Annotated in this window: 13 protein-coding genes; 1 reads left to right on the top strand and 12 read right to left on the bottom strand. The window is 38.8% G+C overall.

The window, feature by feature from the left end:
* Positions 1 to 3: 3 nt before the first annotated feature.
* The 6 genes from E0W68_RS09935 to E0W68_RS09910 form a co-directional block, all read right to left on the bottom strand.
* Positions 4 to 756: a hypothetical protein gene (locus tag E0W68_RS09935; protein WP_135219276.1), complete on the bottom strand. Its 753-nt coding sequence runs from the start codon at positions 754 to 756 to the stop codon at positions 4 to 6.
* Positions 757 to 865: 109 nt separating this feature from the next.
* The gene (locus E0W68_RS09930; RefSeq protein ID WP_135219275.1) at positions 866 to 3,637 is read right to left on the bottom strand and encodes a PD-(D/E)XK nuclease family protein; all 2,772 of its coding nucleotides are present in this window, start codon (positions 3,635 to 3,637) and stop codon (positions 866 to 868) included.
* A gap of 44 nt (positions 3,638 to 3,681) precedes the next feature.
* Positions 3,682 to 3,951: a hypothetical protein gene (locus E0W68_RS09925; RefSeq protein ID WP_135219274.1), complete on the bottom strand. Its 270-nt coding sequence runs from the start codon at positions 3,949 to 3,951 to the stop codon at positions 3,682 to 3,684.
* 121 nt (positions 3,952 to 4,072) lie between these two features.
* Positions 4,073 to 5,470 (bottom strand): OmpA family protein, encoded by a 1,398-nt coding sequence (locus tag E0W68_RS09920; protein ID WP_135219273.1) that lies wholly within the window; start codon positions 5,468 to 5,470, stop codon positions 4,073 to 4,075.
* 112 nt (positions 5,471 to 5,582) lie between these two features.
* A complete protein-coding gene (gene kbl / locus E0W68_RS09915) occupies positions 5,583 to 6,776 on the bottom strand; it encodes a glycine C-acetyltransferase (RefSeq protein WP_135219272.1) in 1,194 nt (397 codons plus the stop codon).
* A 125-nt stretch (positions 6,777 to 6,901) separates the two neighbouring features.
* Positions 6,902 to 10,039 carry a UvrD-helicase domain-containing protein gene (locus E0W68_RS09910; protein WP_135219271.1) on the bottom strand — a complete coding sequence of 1,046 codons (3,138 nt, stop codon included), beginning with the start codon at positions 10,037 to 10,039 and terminating at the stop codon, positions 6,902 to 6,904.
* 121 nt (positions 10,040 to 10,160) lie between these two features.
* Between E0W68_RS09910 and E0W68_RS09905 the strand changes: the two genes are divergently transcribed.
* Positions 10,161 to 10,769, top strand: a complete 609-nt coding sequence (locus E0W68_RS09905) for a superoxide dismutase (RefSeq protein WP_135219270.1) — start codon at positions 10,161 to 10,163, stop codon at positions 10,767 to 10,769.
* A gap of 921 nt (positions 10,770 to 11,690) precedes the next feature.
* Here the strand turns inward: E0W68_RS09905 and E0W68_RS09900 are convergent.
* The 6 genes from E0W68_RS09900 to E0W68_RS09880 form a co-directional block, all read right to left on the bottom strand.
* Complete coding sequence (locus E0W68_RS09900; RefSeq protein WP_135219269.1) at positions 11,691 to 12,566, bottom strand: cation diffusion facilitator family transporter; 876 nt, start codon at positions 12,564 to 12,566, stop codon at positions 11,691 to 11,693.
* A 434-nt stretch (positions 12,567 to 13,000) separates the two neighbouring features.
* Positions 13,001 to 14,899 carry an amidophosphoribosyltransferase gene (locus E0W68_RS09895; RefSeq protein WP_135219268.1) on the bottom strand — a complete coding sequence of 633 codons (1,899 nt, stop codon included), beginning with the start codon at positions 14,897 to 14,899 and terminating at the stop codon, positions 13,001 to 13,003.
* A gap of 64 nt (positions 14,900 to 14,963) precedes the next feature.
* Complete coding sequence (locus E0W68_RS09890; protein WP_135219267.1) at positions 14,964 to 15,899, bottom strand: PfkB family carbohydrate kinase; 936 nt, start codon at positions 15,897 to 15,899, stop codon at positions 14,964 to 14,966.
* A 794-nt stretch (positions 15,900 to 16,693) separates the two neighbouring features.
* Positions 16,694 to 17,041 carry a hypothetical protein gene (locus tag E0W68_RS09885; RefSeq protein ID WP_135219266.1) on the bottom strand — a complete coding sequence of 116 codons (348 nt, stop codon included), beginning with the start codon at positions 17,039 to 17,041 and terminating at the stop codon, positions 16,694 to 16,696.
* Between the two features lie 519 nt (positions 17,042 to 17,560).
* Positions 17,561 to 17,692 carry a hypothetical protein gene (locus E0W68_RS13995; protein WP_255508586.1) on the bottom strand — a complete coding sequence of 44 codons (132 nt, stop codon included), beginning with the start codon at positions 17,690 to 17,692 and terminating at the stop codon, positions 17,561 to 17,563.
* Positions 17,693 to 17,710: 18 nt separating this feature from the next.
* On the bottom strand, positions 17,711 to 19,117 hold the full coding sequence (locus E0W68_RS09880; RefSeq protein WP_135219265.1) for a hypothetical protein: 1,407 nt from the start codon (positions 19,115 to 19,117) through the stop codon (positions 17,711 to 17,713).
* Positions 19,118 to 19,226 lie beyond the last annotated feature (109 nt).

Here is a 19,226-nt window from a genome sequence, read left to right as displayed (position 1 = left end):
AAATTAGTTGCCTTCACAACAATCCTTCCTGCCTTCATGACACTTTCTAAGTGCCTTATCTCTTGCTAAACCTGCTTCAGTACAAGCTTTATATAAATCTGACTTTGAAATATTCCCTAATTTGCGTTGGTCACATGCCTTTTCCACAGCTGCTGTATAGGCACTATGTGCTACTTTAGAACAAGAATTGAATTGAGCCTGACACTCTTCACAAGATAAAGGGGTAGGCTCTACTTCTTCTATTACTAACAGTAATGTACCTGGTGCAGTCCCGGCTAAGTAGTCAAAAAATGTATAATTAGTATCAAATGCAATAGTAGATAAAGCCTCTACATCATCCCATTTGTCCACTGCTTCCTGATAGTTTAGAAAACCTGTTTGTGTAATATTATTTTGAACCCAGCCAAGCATTTTACTGCTTGAACTCATTTCACTATCAGGAATCTGGTCTCCCAGCTTGTCATTAAATGTAATTACGGCATTGTTAAAAGCTATATAACTTTGAGAATTTATCATGTCGATATATAGCTGTTTTAAAACAGGATCGGCAGATGCACTTTTTAACATTGGAGTTGATGTTGTTGAATTTACATCTGCAGATGTATCATTAAATGTTGTAGTTTCTTGTGTGTCGTTAGAACACGAAATTAGGAAAGTAATTCCTAACAGGAATAAAAATAATTTTTTCATAATTTGTTGGATGTATTTATTACTGCCTACCTTCAGATATTTAATGTCATTGTGTCGGCTTTTCATGACGTTATTATAGCTATAAGTAATACGAAAATAAAACTTTTATTAATAACGCGAACTTTTTAATGTTATTATTTTGTTATTACGATTAATTTTTGTTCTGCTTAAATGTCTAAACAACCTCCTCAAACGGTACTTCGGCATTAAGTATTTCGTTGATGAGGATAACTAACTGCGACTTGTAATCTTCCAAAAGTCCAGTATCTACAATGTCGAGTACAGGAGCATTCCGTTCCGCGCCCTCTTTAAAACTAAAATTCATAAAGCCGCTTTTCATATTTTTAAACGATATAATACCCGCTTCCATCTCCATACCGTTGGCGTTTGGCTCATACATAAACACATACGTCAGTAGCTGTATTATTTTGTCGTGTTTTATATCGGCGGTAAGCCCTTCCCAGGTTTTCAGTACTAAGTTGTACTTATCTACTTTACCCGTTTTATAATCTATAATCCTTATCTTACCATTGCGCTGTTCTATACGGTCTATATTTCCTGCTATTTTTACGGCATAGGGCAGCCTGTCGTCTTCCAGCCAACGTTCGTAAGGCTCTTCCAAGGCAAGTACTTTTACAGCATCATCATTTTTAAGGCTTTGCTTTTCCTGCTTTAGCAGGTTGTGCACGTTGCGCTTTGCCACTTCAAAAGCCAGCAGATTGCGTCCCTTTTTAATTTCGCCCTCTTTGTACTCGGCTGTAAACTGTTTCATAACCTCCTCATCGGCTATTGCCGCCATAGCTTCAATGTCCTGTACGGTAAGAAACTTATTGATGTAAGGTTTGTAAAGTGCTTCGAGCGCACCGTGTATAATAGTCCCCAGTGTGTTAAGAGCAATGCTCTCCTCTACCTCATCCACTTCATAAATGCGCAGTACGCGCTGGTAGTAAAACTGCATGGGGTTACGAATGTACCCCGTTAATGCCGATGGCGAAAAGCCCTTGCCTGTAGCAATTTCTTTTAAACGCTCCTGTACTTGGGCAGACTTTGGCACTACCATAGGCTCGTATGCCTTTTGGGGCAGATTGGCATTATAAATAACGCTTTGCAGGTTATGGCTTGGCTTTTTTTCAATTTCCAGTTGGGTAAGGAAACGGCTTCGCTCCCCTGCATCCAACCCTTCGCTTTCGGTATTGTACAACAGGTAAATGTTCTTGGCACGCATCAACAAGTGGTAAAAGTGGTAGCTGTATATGGCATCTTTTTCCTTATAAGTAGGCAAGCCAAGCTCACGCTTTACATCATAAGGTATAAACGAATTTTGGGTTTTCCCTGCGGGGAATTTCCCTTCGTTCATCGAAGTGATAATCACATTATCAAAATCAAGCACACGGCTTTCCAACACGCCCATTACTTGCAATCCCGATAAGGGTTCGCCTTCAAAAGATACTTCTGCCAAATCGACTACCTGCTTGTAAACCGATTGCAGTATGGCAAGGTTGTTCATTTGCGGATGTTGCTCGTAGTAATTGATGAGCTTGTTAATCACTTTGAATATGGAGTACAGGAAGGCTTTGGTTATCTTGTCTTCTTCATCATCGTTACTCAAAAACGATTTAAGCATAACAAGGATACGGGAAAGCCTTTGCAAAACATCGCCTGCATTGGTATCCCATCGTTCAAACAGTAAATTAAACAGTTCCGAAGGATTGCCTTGTATTTCAAAAAGCTTATTGAGCGAAAAGAAGGTAATGTTATTCCGGTTTATGGTATCTACCAGTTTTGATGCTCCCAAGTAGGGTTCTACCAACGGATGGTTCAATACATCCAGCACCTCGCGGTAGTATAGTGTGTAGCTTGTTTCGCTGCGGTTCAGCGCGTTGGTGTGCATTTTAAACAGCTTTTGCACCAGTATTTGCGCGGGGTTGTTACGGCTGCTGTAGCCCATAGTAATGTTGAGCGCACCCACGCTGTTGGGCAGGCTGTACAGCATGGGCACAAGCATATTTTCTTCGCCCAGTACCAATGCGGTTTTATCGAGGGTTTGCCCGCTTTGCTGTATTTGTTCTACAATTTTGCCTGCTATTTTTGCCTGTCCCACCGTTTTGGGTGTGCCTATTATCTGTATGTTCTTTTCTTCGCTAAAAGCATCGCTTATCCATTCAAAAGGCTGTACGGTAAACTGTTTCCACTCTTTTTGGAAGCGACGAATAAACAGCCCCGCATCGTGGTAGGGATCGTTAAGAAACGTACGGTCGATATCCCAATATATGCTTGCCTTACCATCGGTCATCAGGTGTTGTATAATATGTTCTTCGGCAGCATTAAGGGCATTAAAGCCGGCAAAAATGAGCCTGTCTTTTTTAAACGATTTTGAGAAGTGGCTGATGTTAGCAACAGCCTCCCTGTAAATAAGCCCCTGATAGCCTGCTCCTTTTTCTTTTAAGTGACGGTACAATGTGTCGTAATACTTGGGCAGTAATGCCCAAAACTCCAGATAATTTTTTATCATCTCGGTTTGGCTCTCTAAATCGAGCGACCAGTGCTTGATGTCCTCAATGTCTTTCAGGTACGAAAAAACGTGTTCGGGTGGCAGCAGGTAACGGTCTATTTCGTTAAAATCCTGCAATAGTGTTTTTGCCCAGTTGGCAAAACTTTCAAAGGGTTGTTGTTTTTCTTTTGGCGTAAGCTCCAGGTATATAGTGTAGAACTCAAACAGCAGCTCTATAGTGTCGATACTGCGAATGCCCGCAACGTCCTGCACAAAATCTTCTATACTGATAATTTCGGGAGCAAACACGGTAGTATCAAGCTGTCTTTTTAATGCTTCTATTAAAAATATTCTTGCTCTTTTATTGGGTAATACTATGGTTATACCCGAAAGCGTATTGCCGTAATTACTCAGTATTTGTGAGCTGAGTTTATCTAAAAAGGTTTCATTTAGCATATTGTAAAAATAATAAAACTCTTACCAAGCCTTATACAATCAAATTATTTTTTAGAACCTCTGGAAGCCAAAAAGCCCCAACCGCCTGAACCTAATAAAAATCCGAAAGCATACCATGCTCCGTTGTTATTAGGGGCGAAAACAGCTACATCATCATATAACAACATACCTACCAAACCTATGGGAGATATAATACCATGCAGCAAACCGCTCCAAAAGCCATATTGTTCTTCACTTGGGAAGTCGCAATGGGCTGTGTGGGCGCATGAAACCAATAAAAACAGCAATGCTAAGAGTAAGATAATTTTTTTCATGATTTTTAGTTTTATGATTGATTTAAAGCAAAATACCGCTATACAAGTTTACACAATTTATCTCATAAAAAATGCCCCCGCATTGCGGAGGCATCTTTCAATTTATTTTGAGTTGTAAAAATTACTCTTTTATAAGCTTAACTTCTACTCTTCTGTTTTGTGCTTTACCGGCAGCTGTTTTGTTTGATGCAATTGGTTTAGTTTCACCAAAACCTGATGACATCAATCTGTCTTTAGCAATTCCGTTTTCTACAAGGAAGTTAACTACAGCAGCAGCTCTGTTTTCTGATAGCGTTTGGTTAAGTTCGTTACTACCGTCGCTGTCTGTGTGACCTTCGATGCTGAATCTTGCTTGTGGGTATTCTTTAAAGATTTCTTTCATGTTTTGAAGCACAGGAAGTGTTTCATCTTTGAAAGAAGATTTACCACTGTTGAAAAGGATTGTTCTTGCGTACTCGTTAAGTTTTTTCATAACCTCATCGGTTACTTCAGGACAACCACGATTTGCAGTAGTACCTTTTACATCCGGGCAAAGGTCATCTTTGTCAAGTACACCGTCACCGTCAGTATCCGGCCATGGGCATCCATTATTAGCTCTCGGACCTGAAACTTCAGGACAGTTGTCATCAGCGTCAGTTATACCGTCGCCATCTGTATCAGGACAACCTTTCATGCTTGCAAGACCTGCAACATCCGGGCAGTTATCATCTTTGTCAGCGATACCGTCGCCATCTGTATCAGGACATCCTTGGAACTCAGGAAGACCTGCCTCGTTAGGACATAAATCGTCTTTGTCAGGAATACCGTCTAAGTCAGTATCAGGACATCCTTGGAACTGAGCAAGACCCGGTTCTTCCGGACATAAATCATCTTTGTCATAAATACCGTCTTTATCAGTATCTTTTCCGCCAAATTTGAAAATTACACCTGCAAAGTGCTGTATGTGTCTTGGCACGTTAGCTTCTGCTTGTTCTTCAAAAGTATGCTTGTATATAGATTGTAATGAAAGCCCCATGTTTTTAGCAAACCAAAACGTTACGCCTACGCCTCCGTTTAATGTACCATTACCTTTATCATCTATCCATGTATAACCACCACCTAAGTTAAGGCTTGGATCGAACCAACTGGTTCCTATAGCGTTCATAAAGCTGTAACGGATAGTAGCATCAGCAGCATAATAGGTAAGATCGCCCGGATTACTAACACTATAGTTTTGTGTACCCGGCTCACGAGATACTAATTTGTCTATTTGGTTTACAGAACCTGTAAGCCCTACAGAGAAGTTATTCCCTACGTTTCTTGACAATGTTACGTAAGAAACTGAAGGTATAATATTCCAGTGCTCTTTTGCTTTAAAATAACCACTAAACTGGTCACCAAACTCTGATGCAGAACCAAAACGGTTACTTACTGCATTGGCACCAAACGAAATGGCCCACGGATTGTTATCGTCCTGCGCATGGGCACTCAATCCCAATGCCATAAGAGCAGCAACGAATAGTTTGTTAAGATGTTTCATACTTTTTTATTTTAATTACATATAGGATTACATGCATACAAATGTAATCTGTTAAAAGATAATGGCAAAACGATTTATTAAAAATTATCCTACTAAACGGCTTAAATTGTAGTTAAATAATCGTTAATGCTTTCCCAACTTCTGTAAATGAAGCAATTGCCTTGTCTAAATGTGCCTGTGTATGGGCTGCCGAAAGCTGCACACGGATACGTGCTTTGTCTTTCGGAACAACAGGAAAAAAGAAGCCTATTACATATATTCCTTTCTTCAACAACTCATCTGCCATTACCTGAGAAAGTTTAGCATCATACAACATTACGGGCACAATAGCCGAGTCGCCGTCTATAATATCAAAACCTGCTTTTTTCATACCCTCTTTAAAATAGTTGGTATTCCATTCCAGTTTATCCCTCAACGAAGTATCTTTTTCCAGCAATTCAAACACCTTTATAGATGCACCTACTATAGCGGGGGCAAGCGAGTTCGAGAAAAGGTAGGGGCGCGAGCGTTGCCTTAACATCTCGATAATTTCTTTTTTACCTGTAGTATAGCCTCCCATTGCTCCGCCAAGGGCTTTGCCCAGTGTTCCTGTAATGATATCTACCCTGCCCATAACGTTTTTGGCTTCCAGCGTGCCTTTGCCTGTTGCGCCTATAAAACCGGCTGCGTGGCATTCGTCAACCATTACCATTGCATCATACTTATCGGCAAGGTCGCATATTTTATCAAGCGGGGCTACAAGCCCGTCCATAGAGAAAACACCATCGGTTACGATGATTTTAAAACGCCTGCCTTCTTCGTTAGCTTTTATAAGTTGCTCTTCAAGCTCCTGCATATTGCTGTTTTCATAACGGTAGCGTGCTGCTTTACACAGGCGCACGCCATCGATAATAGAGGCGTGGTTAAGACTGTCGGAAATTATGGCATCTTCTGCGCCAAGCAGCGGCTCAAACACTCCTCCGTTAGCATCAAATGCTGCTGCATACAGTATCGTATCTTCCGTACCGTAGAAATCGGCTATTTTTTGTTCCAGTTCTTTATGAATGTCTTGCGTACCGCAGATGAATCGTACGGATGACATACCGAAGCCGTGTGAGTCCAAAGTATCTTTGGCTGCCTGAATTACTTCGGGGTGCGATGACAGCCCCAAGTAGTTATTGGCACAAAAGTTAAGCACCTTGCTGCCATCGGTAAGTGTAATCTCGGCATCTTGTGGTGATGCAATAATGCGTTCTTTTTTATAAAGCCCGTTTTCTTTTATCGTTTCCAGCTCTTCAGCCAGATACTCTTTAATTTTTCCGTACATATTATATATAGTTTGTTTGTTGTTGTTCTGCCTCTCCCCCAACCCCTCTCCAAAAGAGAGGGGAGCAGGGCTTAATTATTTTTTGTCAGGCAAATATACATAAAGCTGTATTCCCCCTTTGGGGGTTAGGGGGCTAAATTTACCACATTTATTTCCTCTCCTATATATACGAGTGTTTTTTTAGCTACCTGTAAGCCCATTTGTTGTAATGCTTCGTCATAACTATTTAATTGCTTTTCATATTGGGGTAAATGAGTGCCTGTTTTATAATCTAACAAGTAGGCTTTACCGTTGCTTACTGTTACCCTGTCGGGCTTTATGGTTGGCATACCTAACCCTATTATACGCTGCTCGTTATATACTACCGCATCGGGCATAAAAAATATTGCCAGTTCCGGGTGGTGTATTATCTGTTTAAGTGTTTGGGTTACTTCCTCTTTTTGTCCTTGCGTTATCAACCCCGATTCTGTTGCTTTTATTACGGCAAGCGGTATGTCATCGGCAGTTTTTACAAATGCGAGTATTTCGTGCATTACATTTCCAAATTCTATGGCTTTTAGTTGGGTACTGCCCCACATCAGGGCTTCGCGCTTGGCTATTTTTACGGCACGCGGGTTCAGGCGTTGTTGTACTACCTGTATGGTGGGTTGTTGCTGTGTTTCTTCATCAGGTACGGATATTCGTTTGGGGGCGCCAAATTCATATTCGTTCTTGTTGTTGTCATAAATACCTTTGCTTTGCAGGAATTTTATGAAGAATGACGACATATTATCGGTAAGCTCGCCATTAGCTTTAGTATTTCGTGCCGATATAATATACAACTGTTCTTCGGCACGGGTAAGGGCTACATAGAGTATATTGATGTTATCCAGCAGTTCTTCCTGCTCCTTAATAGTATAGAGTGCTGCACCACGCTCGCCATAATCGGCTACGCTTTTGTTACGGTCTATCAATGCTTTTTCGAACCCAAAGGTTTCATCTTCCAGCTCCAGCCACATTTTGCTGCGCGGCGCGCGGGCATAATCTTCTTCGGCAAAGGGTAATATCACTACGGGAAACTCCAGTCCTTTTGCCTTATGTATGGTCATGATACGAACGGCATCGTTACCTTCGGGCGAGGGTATGCTGAATTTAGAGCCGTTGGTATCCCAATAGGTTAAAAAATCGGATATGCCGGACTGGGTGCGGATGTCGCGCTCTAATACCAAATCCAAGAAATACTGCACGTAGCTCTGGTTGGCTTTTTCTTTTATAAAGGCATCTACTATGGTTTCTACGGCTTCGTATAATGATTTTTTACGGCATCCTTTAAAAGAGATGTGTATATCGTAGGTGTTCAGCCATTTTTCCAGAGCTTCTTCGGTGGGCTGCTCCATGCCTTCGGCTATAAAGTGGTGTATGGCTTCGCCCATTTGGCGGCTGTTTGCCACAAAGTATAAAAAGTGGGCTTTTGCTTCTTTGTTTTCATTGCTCTTTAAGTAGCGCAGCAGGTTTACTATCAGCTTTACTTCGGTGGCATTTTCTATCAACAGCGTTTCGGATGACAGTATGGGTATGCCCTGCTCGGTAAGGTAGTTTGCCAGCAGTACGCCGGGTTGTCGCTTTCGCGTGAGCAATACCATATCTTTATACATAAAGCCTTGTGCTTTTACTTTGTGTATTGTGGCGAGTGTGGCTTCGAGGTACAGCTCGTCTCGATTTGGGGTATCTTCATCTGTAGCATCTGCTTCGGGTACAAAAACAATGTTTGCATACCCGCCTTGCTTGGGGTTATATAGCTGCCTGCTGTTGCGGTACATAGAGCTGTAATCTTCATTTAGAAACTCGTTTGACAACAGCGAAAAAAAATCGTTATTAAAATCAATAATCGTGTCGTAACTTCTGTAATTGGTTTCTAAGTTTATTACTCCTTTATCAGGATTTGAGAAGGGGTTTAAGCCTTTGCTCAAATCGATAAACTGCTCTGCCTTACCGCCACGCCAGCGGTATATGGATTGCTTGGGGTCGCCCACCAGCATTAGCGAGCCTTTTATACCCATATCTTCGGATGCCAATGCATTGTCTATAAGCGGTATCAGGTTTTGCCATTGCATTTGGCTGGTATCCTGAAACTCATCGATAAAAAAGTGGCGGTATCGCTCGCCCAGTCGCTCATATATAAAGGGGGCGGGCTGGTTTTGTATTTCTTTATGGATTATGGCATTAAACTCGGATATAGAGAGTACATTTTGGTCTTTTTGTATGCGCTCCAGTTCCTGCCCTATGGAGTTGAGTAAGGATAGCGGTGTTATATTTTTAAGGAACGCCTCATAAAAGTTTTTCTTTTCGTAGTTTTTATATACTAATTTAAGGAGTTGTAAAAGTTGTGGTTTAATGCCCTCTGCAGCGTTTGGGTTTTTTGCGGTTTTATTAATGCTTATATCTTCCGGCTCGTAGTACTTTTTATTACTGTAATTTAAAGTTCCATCGGCTATACTTGCTATATGTTTCATAAAATGGGCATTTATCCATTTTGGGTCTATACCCTCCTGTTCCAACAGGGCATTAAGCTGATGCCCCAGCGTTATGCATTCTGCCTCCAGTTGCGCTACGGCCTGCTGCAGTTTTACTTTTACCGTTGTAAACTCTTCTATTGTTTTTTCTTTAAACTGGTTTAGTTCATTACGGTTGTTTTCGTTTATCAGGAGCTTGCCGGTTTCAAAAAGTTCGTAGGTAACATCCCAGCTTTTATCGTTATCGGTTTTATCGAGAGAGAAATCAACAAGCAAATTGGTTAATTCTTCATTTTCGCCTGCTTTGGCAATAATGGCATCTACGGCTTCTTTTAACAAATTTTCGGTTTCGAGCGAAACATCAAACGATACCGAGAGGTTCAGATCGTGCGCAAAGGCACGGATAACTTTGTGGGTAAACCTATCGATGGTAGAAATATCAAACGAGGCATAATTGTGTATGATGTGTTTGATTATTGCTTTGGATTTGTCTTTTATTGTGGCAGGCGACAGCCGGGTTTCTGCGGATAAAACTTGCATTAGCGCTGCGCCTTTTTCCGAAGGTTCGTCTTTAGCAAAGTCCGAAAGGTTAAAAATTATTCGGCTTTTCATCTCTTCCACAGCTTTATTGGTAAAGGTTATGGCAAGTATTTTTCGGTAAGCATCATCGGCAGTGGCAAGAAGCACTATCTTTAAGTACTCTTTTACAAGCATGTAGGTTTTGCCCGATCCTGCCGAAGCGTTATATATAGAAAATGCAGTTTTATTCACCTTATTTTATGATATTTAATATTTCGTAAGAGAAATTATAACAAAATCTTATTTCTTTTTAGAGCATAAATCTCTAAATTTGGATTAAATTTAATACTAATCTTTTAAAACCACACATACCATGGCTTTTGAATTACCTAAACTTCCTTATGCGTATGATGCTCTTGAGCCTCATATTGATGCCCGTACGATGGAAATACACCACACGAAGCACCATAACGCTTATACTACTAACCTTAATAATGCGATAGCGGGTACTGACCTTGAGGGTAAAACTATTGATAATATACTTATAAACCTTGACCCGGCAAATACTGCTGTGCGAAATAACGGCGGAGGGTTTTATAACCATAACCTGTTTTGGCAGGTAATGTCGCCAAATGGTGGCGGACAGCCACAGGGTGACCTTGAAGAGGCTATTGATAAAGCTTTCGGGTCGTTTGATGAGTTTAAAGCTAAGTTTTCCAAAGCGGCAGCCACACAGTTTGGCTCAGGATGGGCATGGCTATGCGTACACAAAGGCGGTAAGCTGGAAATTTGTGCTACTCCTAACCAAGACAATCCGCTGATGCCCGAAACAGGGTGCGGAGGAACGCCAATACTGGGTCTTGACGTTTGGGAGCATGCTTACTATTTAAACTATCAAAACAAACGTCCTGATTATATTGATGCTTTCTTTAATGTTATTAACTGGGAAGAAGTAGCAAGACGTTATGCTATGGATAAATAAACAGGTAGAAATTTTTTATAAAAAGCGGATGCTCCTTAAAAAGGCATCCGCTTTTTTGATTGATCCTGAAATGTAATATAAAAATAAAAGCGGAAACTGTCGTCTCCGCTTCCGCCCCCAAAAAATACCGTAAAAATTAATTTACTATACATTTTAGGTGCAAAAATATTCTATTATAATTTATAACACAATTATTTATTTAAAATATTAATTTTAAAATTTAATATTTATATATTTAATGCGCTTTTTAACAAAAAACATGCTGAAAGTATTGAGAGTAAAACTTAACGTTATTAAATATATAATGCTAAAAAATAGTCTGCTCCGGGTAAATTTTGAATTGTAGGAAAAAGAATAAAAAAAAGCGGGAAGTAAAATTCCCGCTTTTTTGCCCCCAAAATACCGTAAAAATTAATTTACTATTGCTATTTGATGCCAAAGGTAAGGTAACATGCCTCCCTATAACAACTCTTTTAGATGAAAAGGGTAAATAATCGATTAGCTGCAATTTGTAGTTTTGTACCTGAAAAACTATAGGAAATATAGGCACAAAAAAAAAGCGAAAACTTTAAAGTTTCGCTTTTTGCCCCCAAAATACCGTAAAATTAATTTACTATTGCTATTTGATGTCAAATGTAGGGCAAGACCCCTGTTGACACCAACTCTTTTAGATGAAAAGGACAAAAAATCGATTAACTGCAGTTTGTAGCTTTATAACGGAAAAACAACAGGAAGTATAGGCACAAAAAAAAAGCGAAAACTTTAAAGTTTCGCTTTTTGCCCCCAAAATACCGTAAAAATTAATTTACTATTGCTATTTGATGTCAAATGTAAGGTAAGACCCCTGTTGATACCAACTCTTTTAGATGAAAAGGGTAAAAACCCGATTAACTGCATTATTATCCAATCGGGACTACAGTATTAAAGAGTGTCAGGCTCTATATGAATAAGAACATTCCCAAACTCAGGAAATTCAATCCTTAACCCGTCCTGTAGGTTATGTGCCAGTTCATGCCCGTGCCTTACGGTAATGTTGCCATCAACAACGGCATGAAGATCTACATGATACTGCATACCTGCTTTACGAACGTAGCATTTTTCTGTAGCCACTATGCCATCTACCTCTTTTGCCACTTTCCTTATATTAGCAATAACATCGTCATACAAATGTTCGTCCATAATTTCGCCCAGCGCAGGCCTGAATATCTTATAGGCATTATACAATATAAATCCTGAAGCAAATAGTGCAGCCCAATCGTCGGCAGTTTCATACCCATCACCAAAAATTACGGCAATGGCAATACCCAAAAATGCGGCTACCGATGTTATAGCATCACTGCGGTGGTGCCAGGCATCTGCCTTTAGTGCCGAGCTGTTTGACTGTAGTGCTTTTCGCATTACAATTCTAAAAGATATTTCTTTCCAGATAATAAGCCCTCCCAGAAAAATAAGTGTCCACGGTTTAGGAGGCTCATGGGGTGTAGTTACATTTATAATACTCTCATAGGCAATAACCACTGCCGATATTATTAAAAATCCTACTACTATAAAGGTTATAAGGGGTTCGGCACGCCCATGCCCGTACGGGTGATTTTTATCGGGAGGTCTGTTGGTATATTTTAAGCCGAATAGTACCAGAAATGACGAAAAGATATCGGTAGTTGACTCTATAGCATCAGCTATCAAGGCATACGAATTGCCAAAAACTCCGGCTAAAGCCTTTACAGCAGCTAAAACAATATTTGTAGCAATACTAAAGTAAGTGGCTTTAACGGCTGTTTGGTGATTGTTGTTCATGCCTGCAAAAGTATAAATAACTTTACAGAGAAGGTTTAACTTTACAAAACCTTTGTAAAACAAGGAAGCGGAAACTATAGTTCCCGCTTCCTCTCCCCAAAAATATCGTAAAAATTAATTTTTACTTGCTATTTGAAAGCAAATATAAATTATGGTTGAATACCTTGCAACACCTATCGATAAAAAGTATAAAAAAACGTTAAAATGAGTTATTAAATAATTATCTGCTCATTATTATATTGTTATACCCGCAAGAAGCAGATGGCTTAGGTATATAACAAAAGAAAGCGGAAACGTTCGGTTTCCGCTTTCTTGCCCCCAAAAATACCATAAAATTAATTTACTAATGCTATTTTGATTAAATGTACAAAAAACACCACAAAACAATAAACAAAATGGATGAAATGCTATAAAAATCGATGAAATACATAATTTTAATAGGCGCGGGCATCGTTACCCTCATAAAAATTGATAAAGGCACGATTGACTACCCTATTACCGCCCGGCGTAGGATAATCTCCCGTAAAGTACCAGTCGCCCAGATTTTTAGGGCAGGCTTTATGCAAATTCTCAACGTTTTGAAATATTATTTTAACTTCGGCTTTTATATCGTCCGCTTTCAGCAATTCTGCTATCTTATCCGAAATTTCCTCATCTGTAAACGGGGCATAAAAATCTTTCACATAGTTTACTACATCAGCATCAGCCGTGTTTTCCTGTGCTTTCGATTTTTGATATACCTCATCTACTATATGCTGCATGCCACGCTCTTTCAGCAGGGCAAGCGCTGCCTGAAATGCCACTAAGCCTTCCAGTTTTGCCATATCAATACCATAACAATCTGGATAACGTATTTGCGGAGCAGATGATACTACCACAATACGTTTCGGGTTTAGCCTGTCCATCATTTTAATGATACTCTTTTTCAGTGTAGTACCGCGCACAATACTGTCATCAATAATAACAAGATTGTCTTCGGGCTTTATTACTCCATAGGTAACGTCATACACGTGTGCCACAAGGTCGTCGCGGCTGCTGTCTTCTGTAATAAAAGTGCGCAGCTTGGCATCCTTAATGGCTATTTTTTCGGTACGTATTTTTACCGAAAGTAACTCTTTCAGCGTTTCCTCTGTCAGTGTATGCCTGTTTTGCAGTATATGATTGTTTTTTCTTTGGTTCAGGAAATCCTGCGCAGCCTCTACCATCCCAAAAAAGGATGTTTCGGCAGTATTGGGTATATAGCTGAAAACACTGTTATCAGTATCATTATTTATAGCCTTTAGCACCTGTGGCAGTATGAGCCTGCCCAGCTCTTTGCGCTCGCGGTATATCTCGGCATCGCTGCCTCGCGAAAAGTAAATACGTTCAAACGAACAGGCTTTTTTAGTGGTGGAGGGGATAATTTCTTTTACTGATACATTACCGCCTTTTTTAATAATAATGGCATGTCCCGGCTCAAGTTCTTTCACATCTTCAAACTGTACGTTGAAAACTGTTTGTATAACCGGTCTTTCGGATGCCACTACGGCAATCTCATCATCCTGATAGTAGTATGCGGGGCGAATGCCCGCAGGGTCGCGAAACACAAAGCTGTCGCCATGCCCAAAAAGCCCTGCCATGGCATAACCGCCATCCCATTGCTTGGAGGCGCGCCTTAGTATGCGGGCTACATTGAGCCTCTCGGATATTATAGCCGATGCTTCCTGCTTACTGTATCCTTCATTTTTACAATCTTGGTATAACTCGGCAACTTCATCATCCAGAAAATGACCTATTTTTTCCATTACCGTTACGGTATCGGCAAGTTCTTTTGGGTGCTGCCCCAGTTCTACAAGGCTTTCAAAAAGTTCCTTTACATTTGTCATGTTAAAGTTACCTGCCACAATAAGGTTGCGATGCATCCAGTTGTTTTGCCTTAAAAACGGGTGAACGCTCTCGATACTGTTTTTGCCAAAGGTACCGTAGCGCACGTGTCCTAAATATACTTCGCCCACATAGGGCACTTCATTTTTCAGTAAAGCCGTATCTTCATTATATTCGGGGTGTGCGGCAAGCTCATCACTTATCCGGCTGTTTATTTGGGTAAAAATATCCTGTATGGGCTGCTGCTGGTTGGAGCGCACCCTACTGATGTAGCGTTGCCCCGGCTGTACATCCATTTTAATACTGGCAAAACCGGCACCATCCTGCCCGCGGTTGTGCTGCTTTTCCATCAGCAAATACATTTTTTGTATGCCGTAAAAAGCTGAACCGTATTTTTGTTTATAATAGTCTAAAGGCTTTAACAGCCTTAAAAGCGCAATGCCGCATTCGTGTTTAATAGCGTCGCTCATAAATTATACTCCTTCCTGTTGTGTTGTTGTTTATTAAAAAAAGCCCCGTAATGAGGCTCTGGTATTATTCTTCATCTTCCAGCAAAATATCAAACTGGGTTAGTGCTTTAAATTGTTGTAAGCGTTCCAGCACCTCTTCTTTTGTGAGGTTTATCATTCGTTCGGCTCCAAATTTTTCTACACAAAACGATGCCATGTTTGAGCCATATATAATGGCGTTTTTCATGTTCTCGAAGGAGATGTTTTCGCTTTGGGTTATATATCCTGCAAATCCTCCTGCAAAGGTATCGCCTGCTCCTGTAGGGTCAAACACTTCCTCCAGCGGTAATGCGGGTGCAAAAAACACTTCTTTTTTATGGAATAGTAATGCGCCGTGTTCTCCTTTTTTTATCACTACATATTCAGGACCCATTTGGCGTATTTTGGCTGCTGCCTTTACTAAGGAGTATTCTCCTGATAGCTGGCGTGCCTCTTCGTCATTTATGGTAATAACATCTACTCTTTTTATTACTTCGAGTAGTTCGGGCAGTGCGCAGTTCATCCAAAAGTTCATGGTGTCGAGCACTATCAGTTTTGGCTGTTTTTCCATTTGATCGAGCACACTCATTTGCGTAAGCGGGTGCAGGTTGCCCAGCAGTACTACATCGGCATCTTTATAATGCTGGGGTACTACGGGTTTAAAATCGGCAAGAACATTAAGCTGCGTGTCCAGCGTGTCGCGCGAGTTAAGGTCGTTATGGTAACGCCCGCTCCAAAAAAAGGTTTTACCGCCTTTTACTACTTCCAGCCCTGTAATATCGATATTTCTTTCGGTAAGCAGGTCGATGTATTCCTGCGGAAAATCTTCGCCTACTACTGATACTATTGCCTGTTGCAGTTTAAAAAATGATGCCGAAAGCCCTATGTAGGTGCCTGCTCCTCCTAAAATTTTATCGGTTTTTCCAAAAGGTGTTTCGATGGCATCAAAGGCTACCGTTCCTACAATCAGTAATTTATTCATAATACGGGTTGAAATTTGAAGCTGCAAAGATACTTGATAAGTTACAATTTACAAAACGAATAGCTTTTATTGGCAATACTATAAGACTGTATAGAAAAATAGGCTGCCTAAAATTTAGACAGCCTTGTATTACTGGTAAAACGCTTCAATTTTGTATATCGGTTATCTTTTCTTTATCGCTTTCTTTATAAGAAAGTATATAAGGTATAATTACTTTTCCCTTTTTAATTCTTTAATCTTTAGTTTAAGATATTTTCTTACTAATAAATATAAATCTGCAACTATTGTTAACAGGATTATATATAGTATCGAAGGTAATAGTGTTATAATAATTTCTCCCATAATTTATCGTATTTAGTTTTCATTGTTTTCATACTATGCAATTATTATTAAAAACAAAAAGCAGCCATTAATGACTGCTTCTTGTTTTTAATATTAGTTTTAGGGCAAGTTTAATTATAACAAATATTACCATAAAATATAATAAGTAAATACTTAGAGTAAAATAGTTTGCTACATAATATGTATCGCCGATATTAATAAAAAATACTTCTTCTTTAAAAATAAAGCCGAGCGTTACAGCAATAACAGCGATTATCACTAAGAATATAATTGACTTAATTTTCATATAGTAAAATTATTTTCATCCAAAAAAAACGCATTATAAAGAGTAAAATTTCCCATCCTTATATCATTAAAATTCAAATCAGGTATAATTGTGCTGATTAATTTTTCAGGAAACGGATTAAACATCATTTTATATCTAACTATTGATTCAATTATCAACAAAAGAATCATTGAATACAAAATTCAAGTTCGAGTTCTCCTTTTGAAGCTCTATAAGTATTGAAATTATATAATACTGGATACTTACCATAATAGTCAGCACTAAAAGTTGTATCTATATTACCAGTAAAGTATTTTTTATATCCATTATCAATAGAAATGTATAGTGTATCATTAACGTTTCCTTTCAGTTTAATATATTTTGTAGTATAATTTTCTTTTGATTTAGGAAACAGCGTGTCTGTAATTTCGTCATCGAAATTAGTAATTTTGTATGTTTTAACTATTTTGCCATCAGAGCAGGATGCAAAGAGGACACTAATAAATAGTAACAGGTTTATATAAATAGTTTTCAAAATAATTATTTTAGTTTGTTGGTATTAATTGAGAACTATAAGTAGCTTTACAATCAGTAGAACTCAAGTTTGATAGGTACCTCAAGTTCCCATTTTGATGCCAATCATATATATTATCTACTATGTTCGATAAATTTGAGAATGCAGCAATATTCCTGCCCTGTAGATTATTATACATATCTCTACTTCCTTTAAACAAAGTAAGATATTAAAAAGCAGCCACTAAATAATAGCAGCTACTTTTTTGGTTAGACTTTATAGTTTTCTTCACGAGAAAGTAAACAAGATATATTATCTTTCCCTTTTTAATTTCTCAATCTTTAATTTAAGATATTTTCTTACTAATAAGTATAAATCTGCAACTATTGTTATACAGATTATATATATTATCGTCGGTATAAATAATAAAAAAACTTCTCCCATAATTTATAGTATTTTAATTAGCACTTTCTAACTATGCATAAAAATTTAGACAGCCTCTTTTTCGTATGAAAAATTGACGTTTAATTACTTCTACCCTTACAACTTCTTATTCGCTTTTATTATTATCCTAACAACTAAATATGCAAGATATATAAGCCCAATAATTAACAGCAATACAACAAATTGCCATATAAACAACCATATACTAACATCTTCTACTTCTTTCATACTTCTTAGTTTAAATAATTAGTCAAAAAAATTATCTTGTAATGTTACAATACCCGACGCAGCACCTGTTTCAATATTAATTTTCAGTTGATAATTCATAGTTTCAGGCACAGTAGCATCTAAACCTAAAACACTCAATCCATATTTCATATCACCATTAATATTTATTGTAACAATTCCATTAGCAACAGAATGCTCATATGCTATTATCTCAAATTCAGTGGCAAATTCAACAGGTCTTATTTTTGGTGTTATGCTTACAATACTATATTCCTGAGTTGGTGTTTTAAGTTTTGATTTTACTGTTAATTCTAACTTGAATAAAATAATATCTTTAAACTCTGCTGTAAACTTAGTTATTTTAGTTGGTTTATCAGGATCTGGGTTTAATATTGAATCGTCATCCAGCGTCTCAGATTCAAAAGTAGGAATTTCATTAATCAAGTCTATTAAATCATCTTCAGAATCAATCTGTATTGTAATTTCTGAACCATGATTATCAAATGACCATTCTCCAGAACCAATAATATCATTAAGTAAATCTTCCGCTAATATAGAAGGGTTAAGCTGTACTGGTTGTGTAACAATTGTCTGCCCCTCTACAAAACTATAATCTGAACCCGATTGAGGACCACCAGAGCCGTTTCCGCCATTTCCATTCCCTCCTGAACCTCCGGTTCCACCTCCAGAGCCAGTTCCCCCGCCTCCGCCTCCGGTACTGCCACCGCTTCCGCCGGAGCCATTTCCTCCCGAACCGCTTCCGCCTCCATCATCACAACCTACATATACATAGCTCAATGTTGATTCCTCAATAACCCATGTACTGCCTCCTACCTGGCAATTAGGGTTTCCGGGTTCATGTTCATTCCCCGCTTCGCATCGCCATTTCCCTACATAGTTTTGTACTGCATCAAAACAACTAATGTTAACCAATCCTCCTCCGTTTCCTGATACAAGAGGAACTATTTGTGTTTTGGAAAGTATGGTTTCAGCAGGTAGTTTATCCAATTCGGCAAGTTCTACGGTGGTAAAATCATACTTGAAATAATATCCGTTATACTCCCCGTCAGCAGGGCGATATTCTAAAACTATATTTTCAATTTCGTTACTTGTTCTAACATCTCTGCGGGTGTTAAAAGTAAAGGTATGTTTCCCATCATACTCTGCATAGAGTGCTACCTCATCTTCGATATAAAGGTCAGGGTCAATATTTTCTTTCAATCGTGTTAACTCTTGGTTTACAACCGCTGAATTAGGATAGTTTTCTTTGTTTAGCTTTTTGTAAACAATTTCACTTGCCGGGAGCGATTTTGGTTTCACACCAAATTGTCGGGCTTCGGGGGTTGCATCATCATTATCTGACGAACAAGAAAAAAACAATAATGCTGCCATGCCTAAAAGCACAGATAATAGGAGTTTTTTCATACTGTTTATTAATTTTAAATATTGGATTGCTAAATGTAAAAAATTTATACACAAATAAAAATATAATTTACGAAAATAAATATACCCAACAATAGGTATATTTGTTATA

The organism is Flavobacterium salilacus subsp. salilacus, assembly GCF_004634195.1.
GTDB classification, from domain to species: Bacteria; Bacteroidota; Bacteroidia; order Flavobacteriales; family Flavobacteriaceae; genus Flavobacterium; species Flavobacterium salilacus.
The sequence above is the reverse complement of the archived record's forward strand: the minus strand, read 5'-3'. Positions and strand labels throughout refer to the sequence as shown.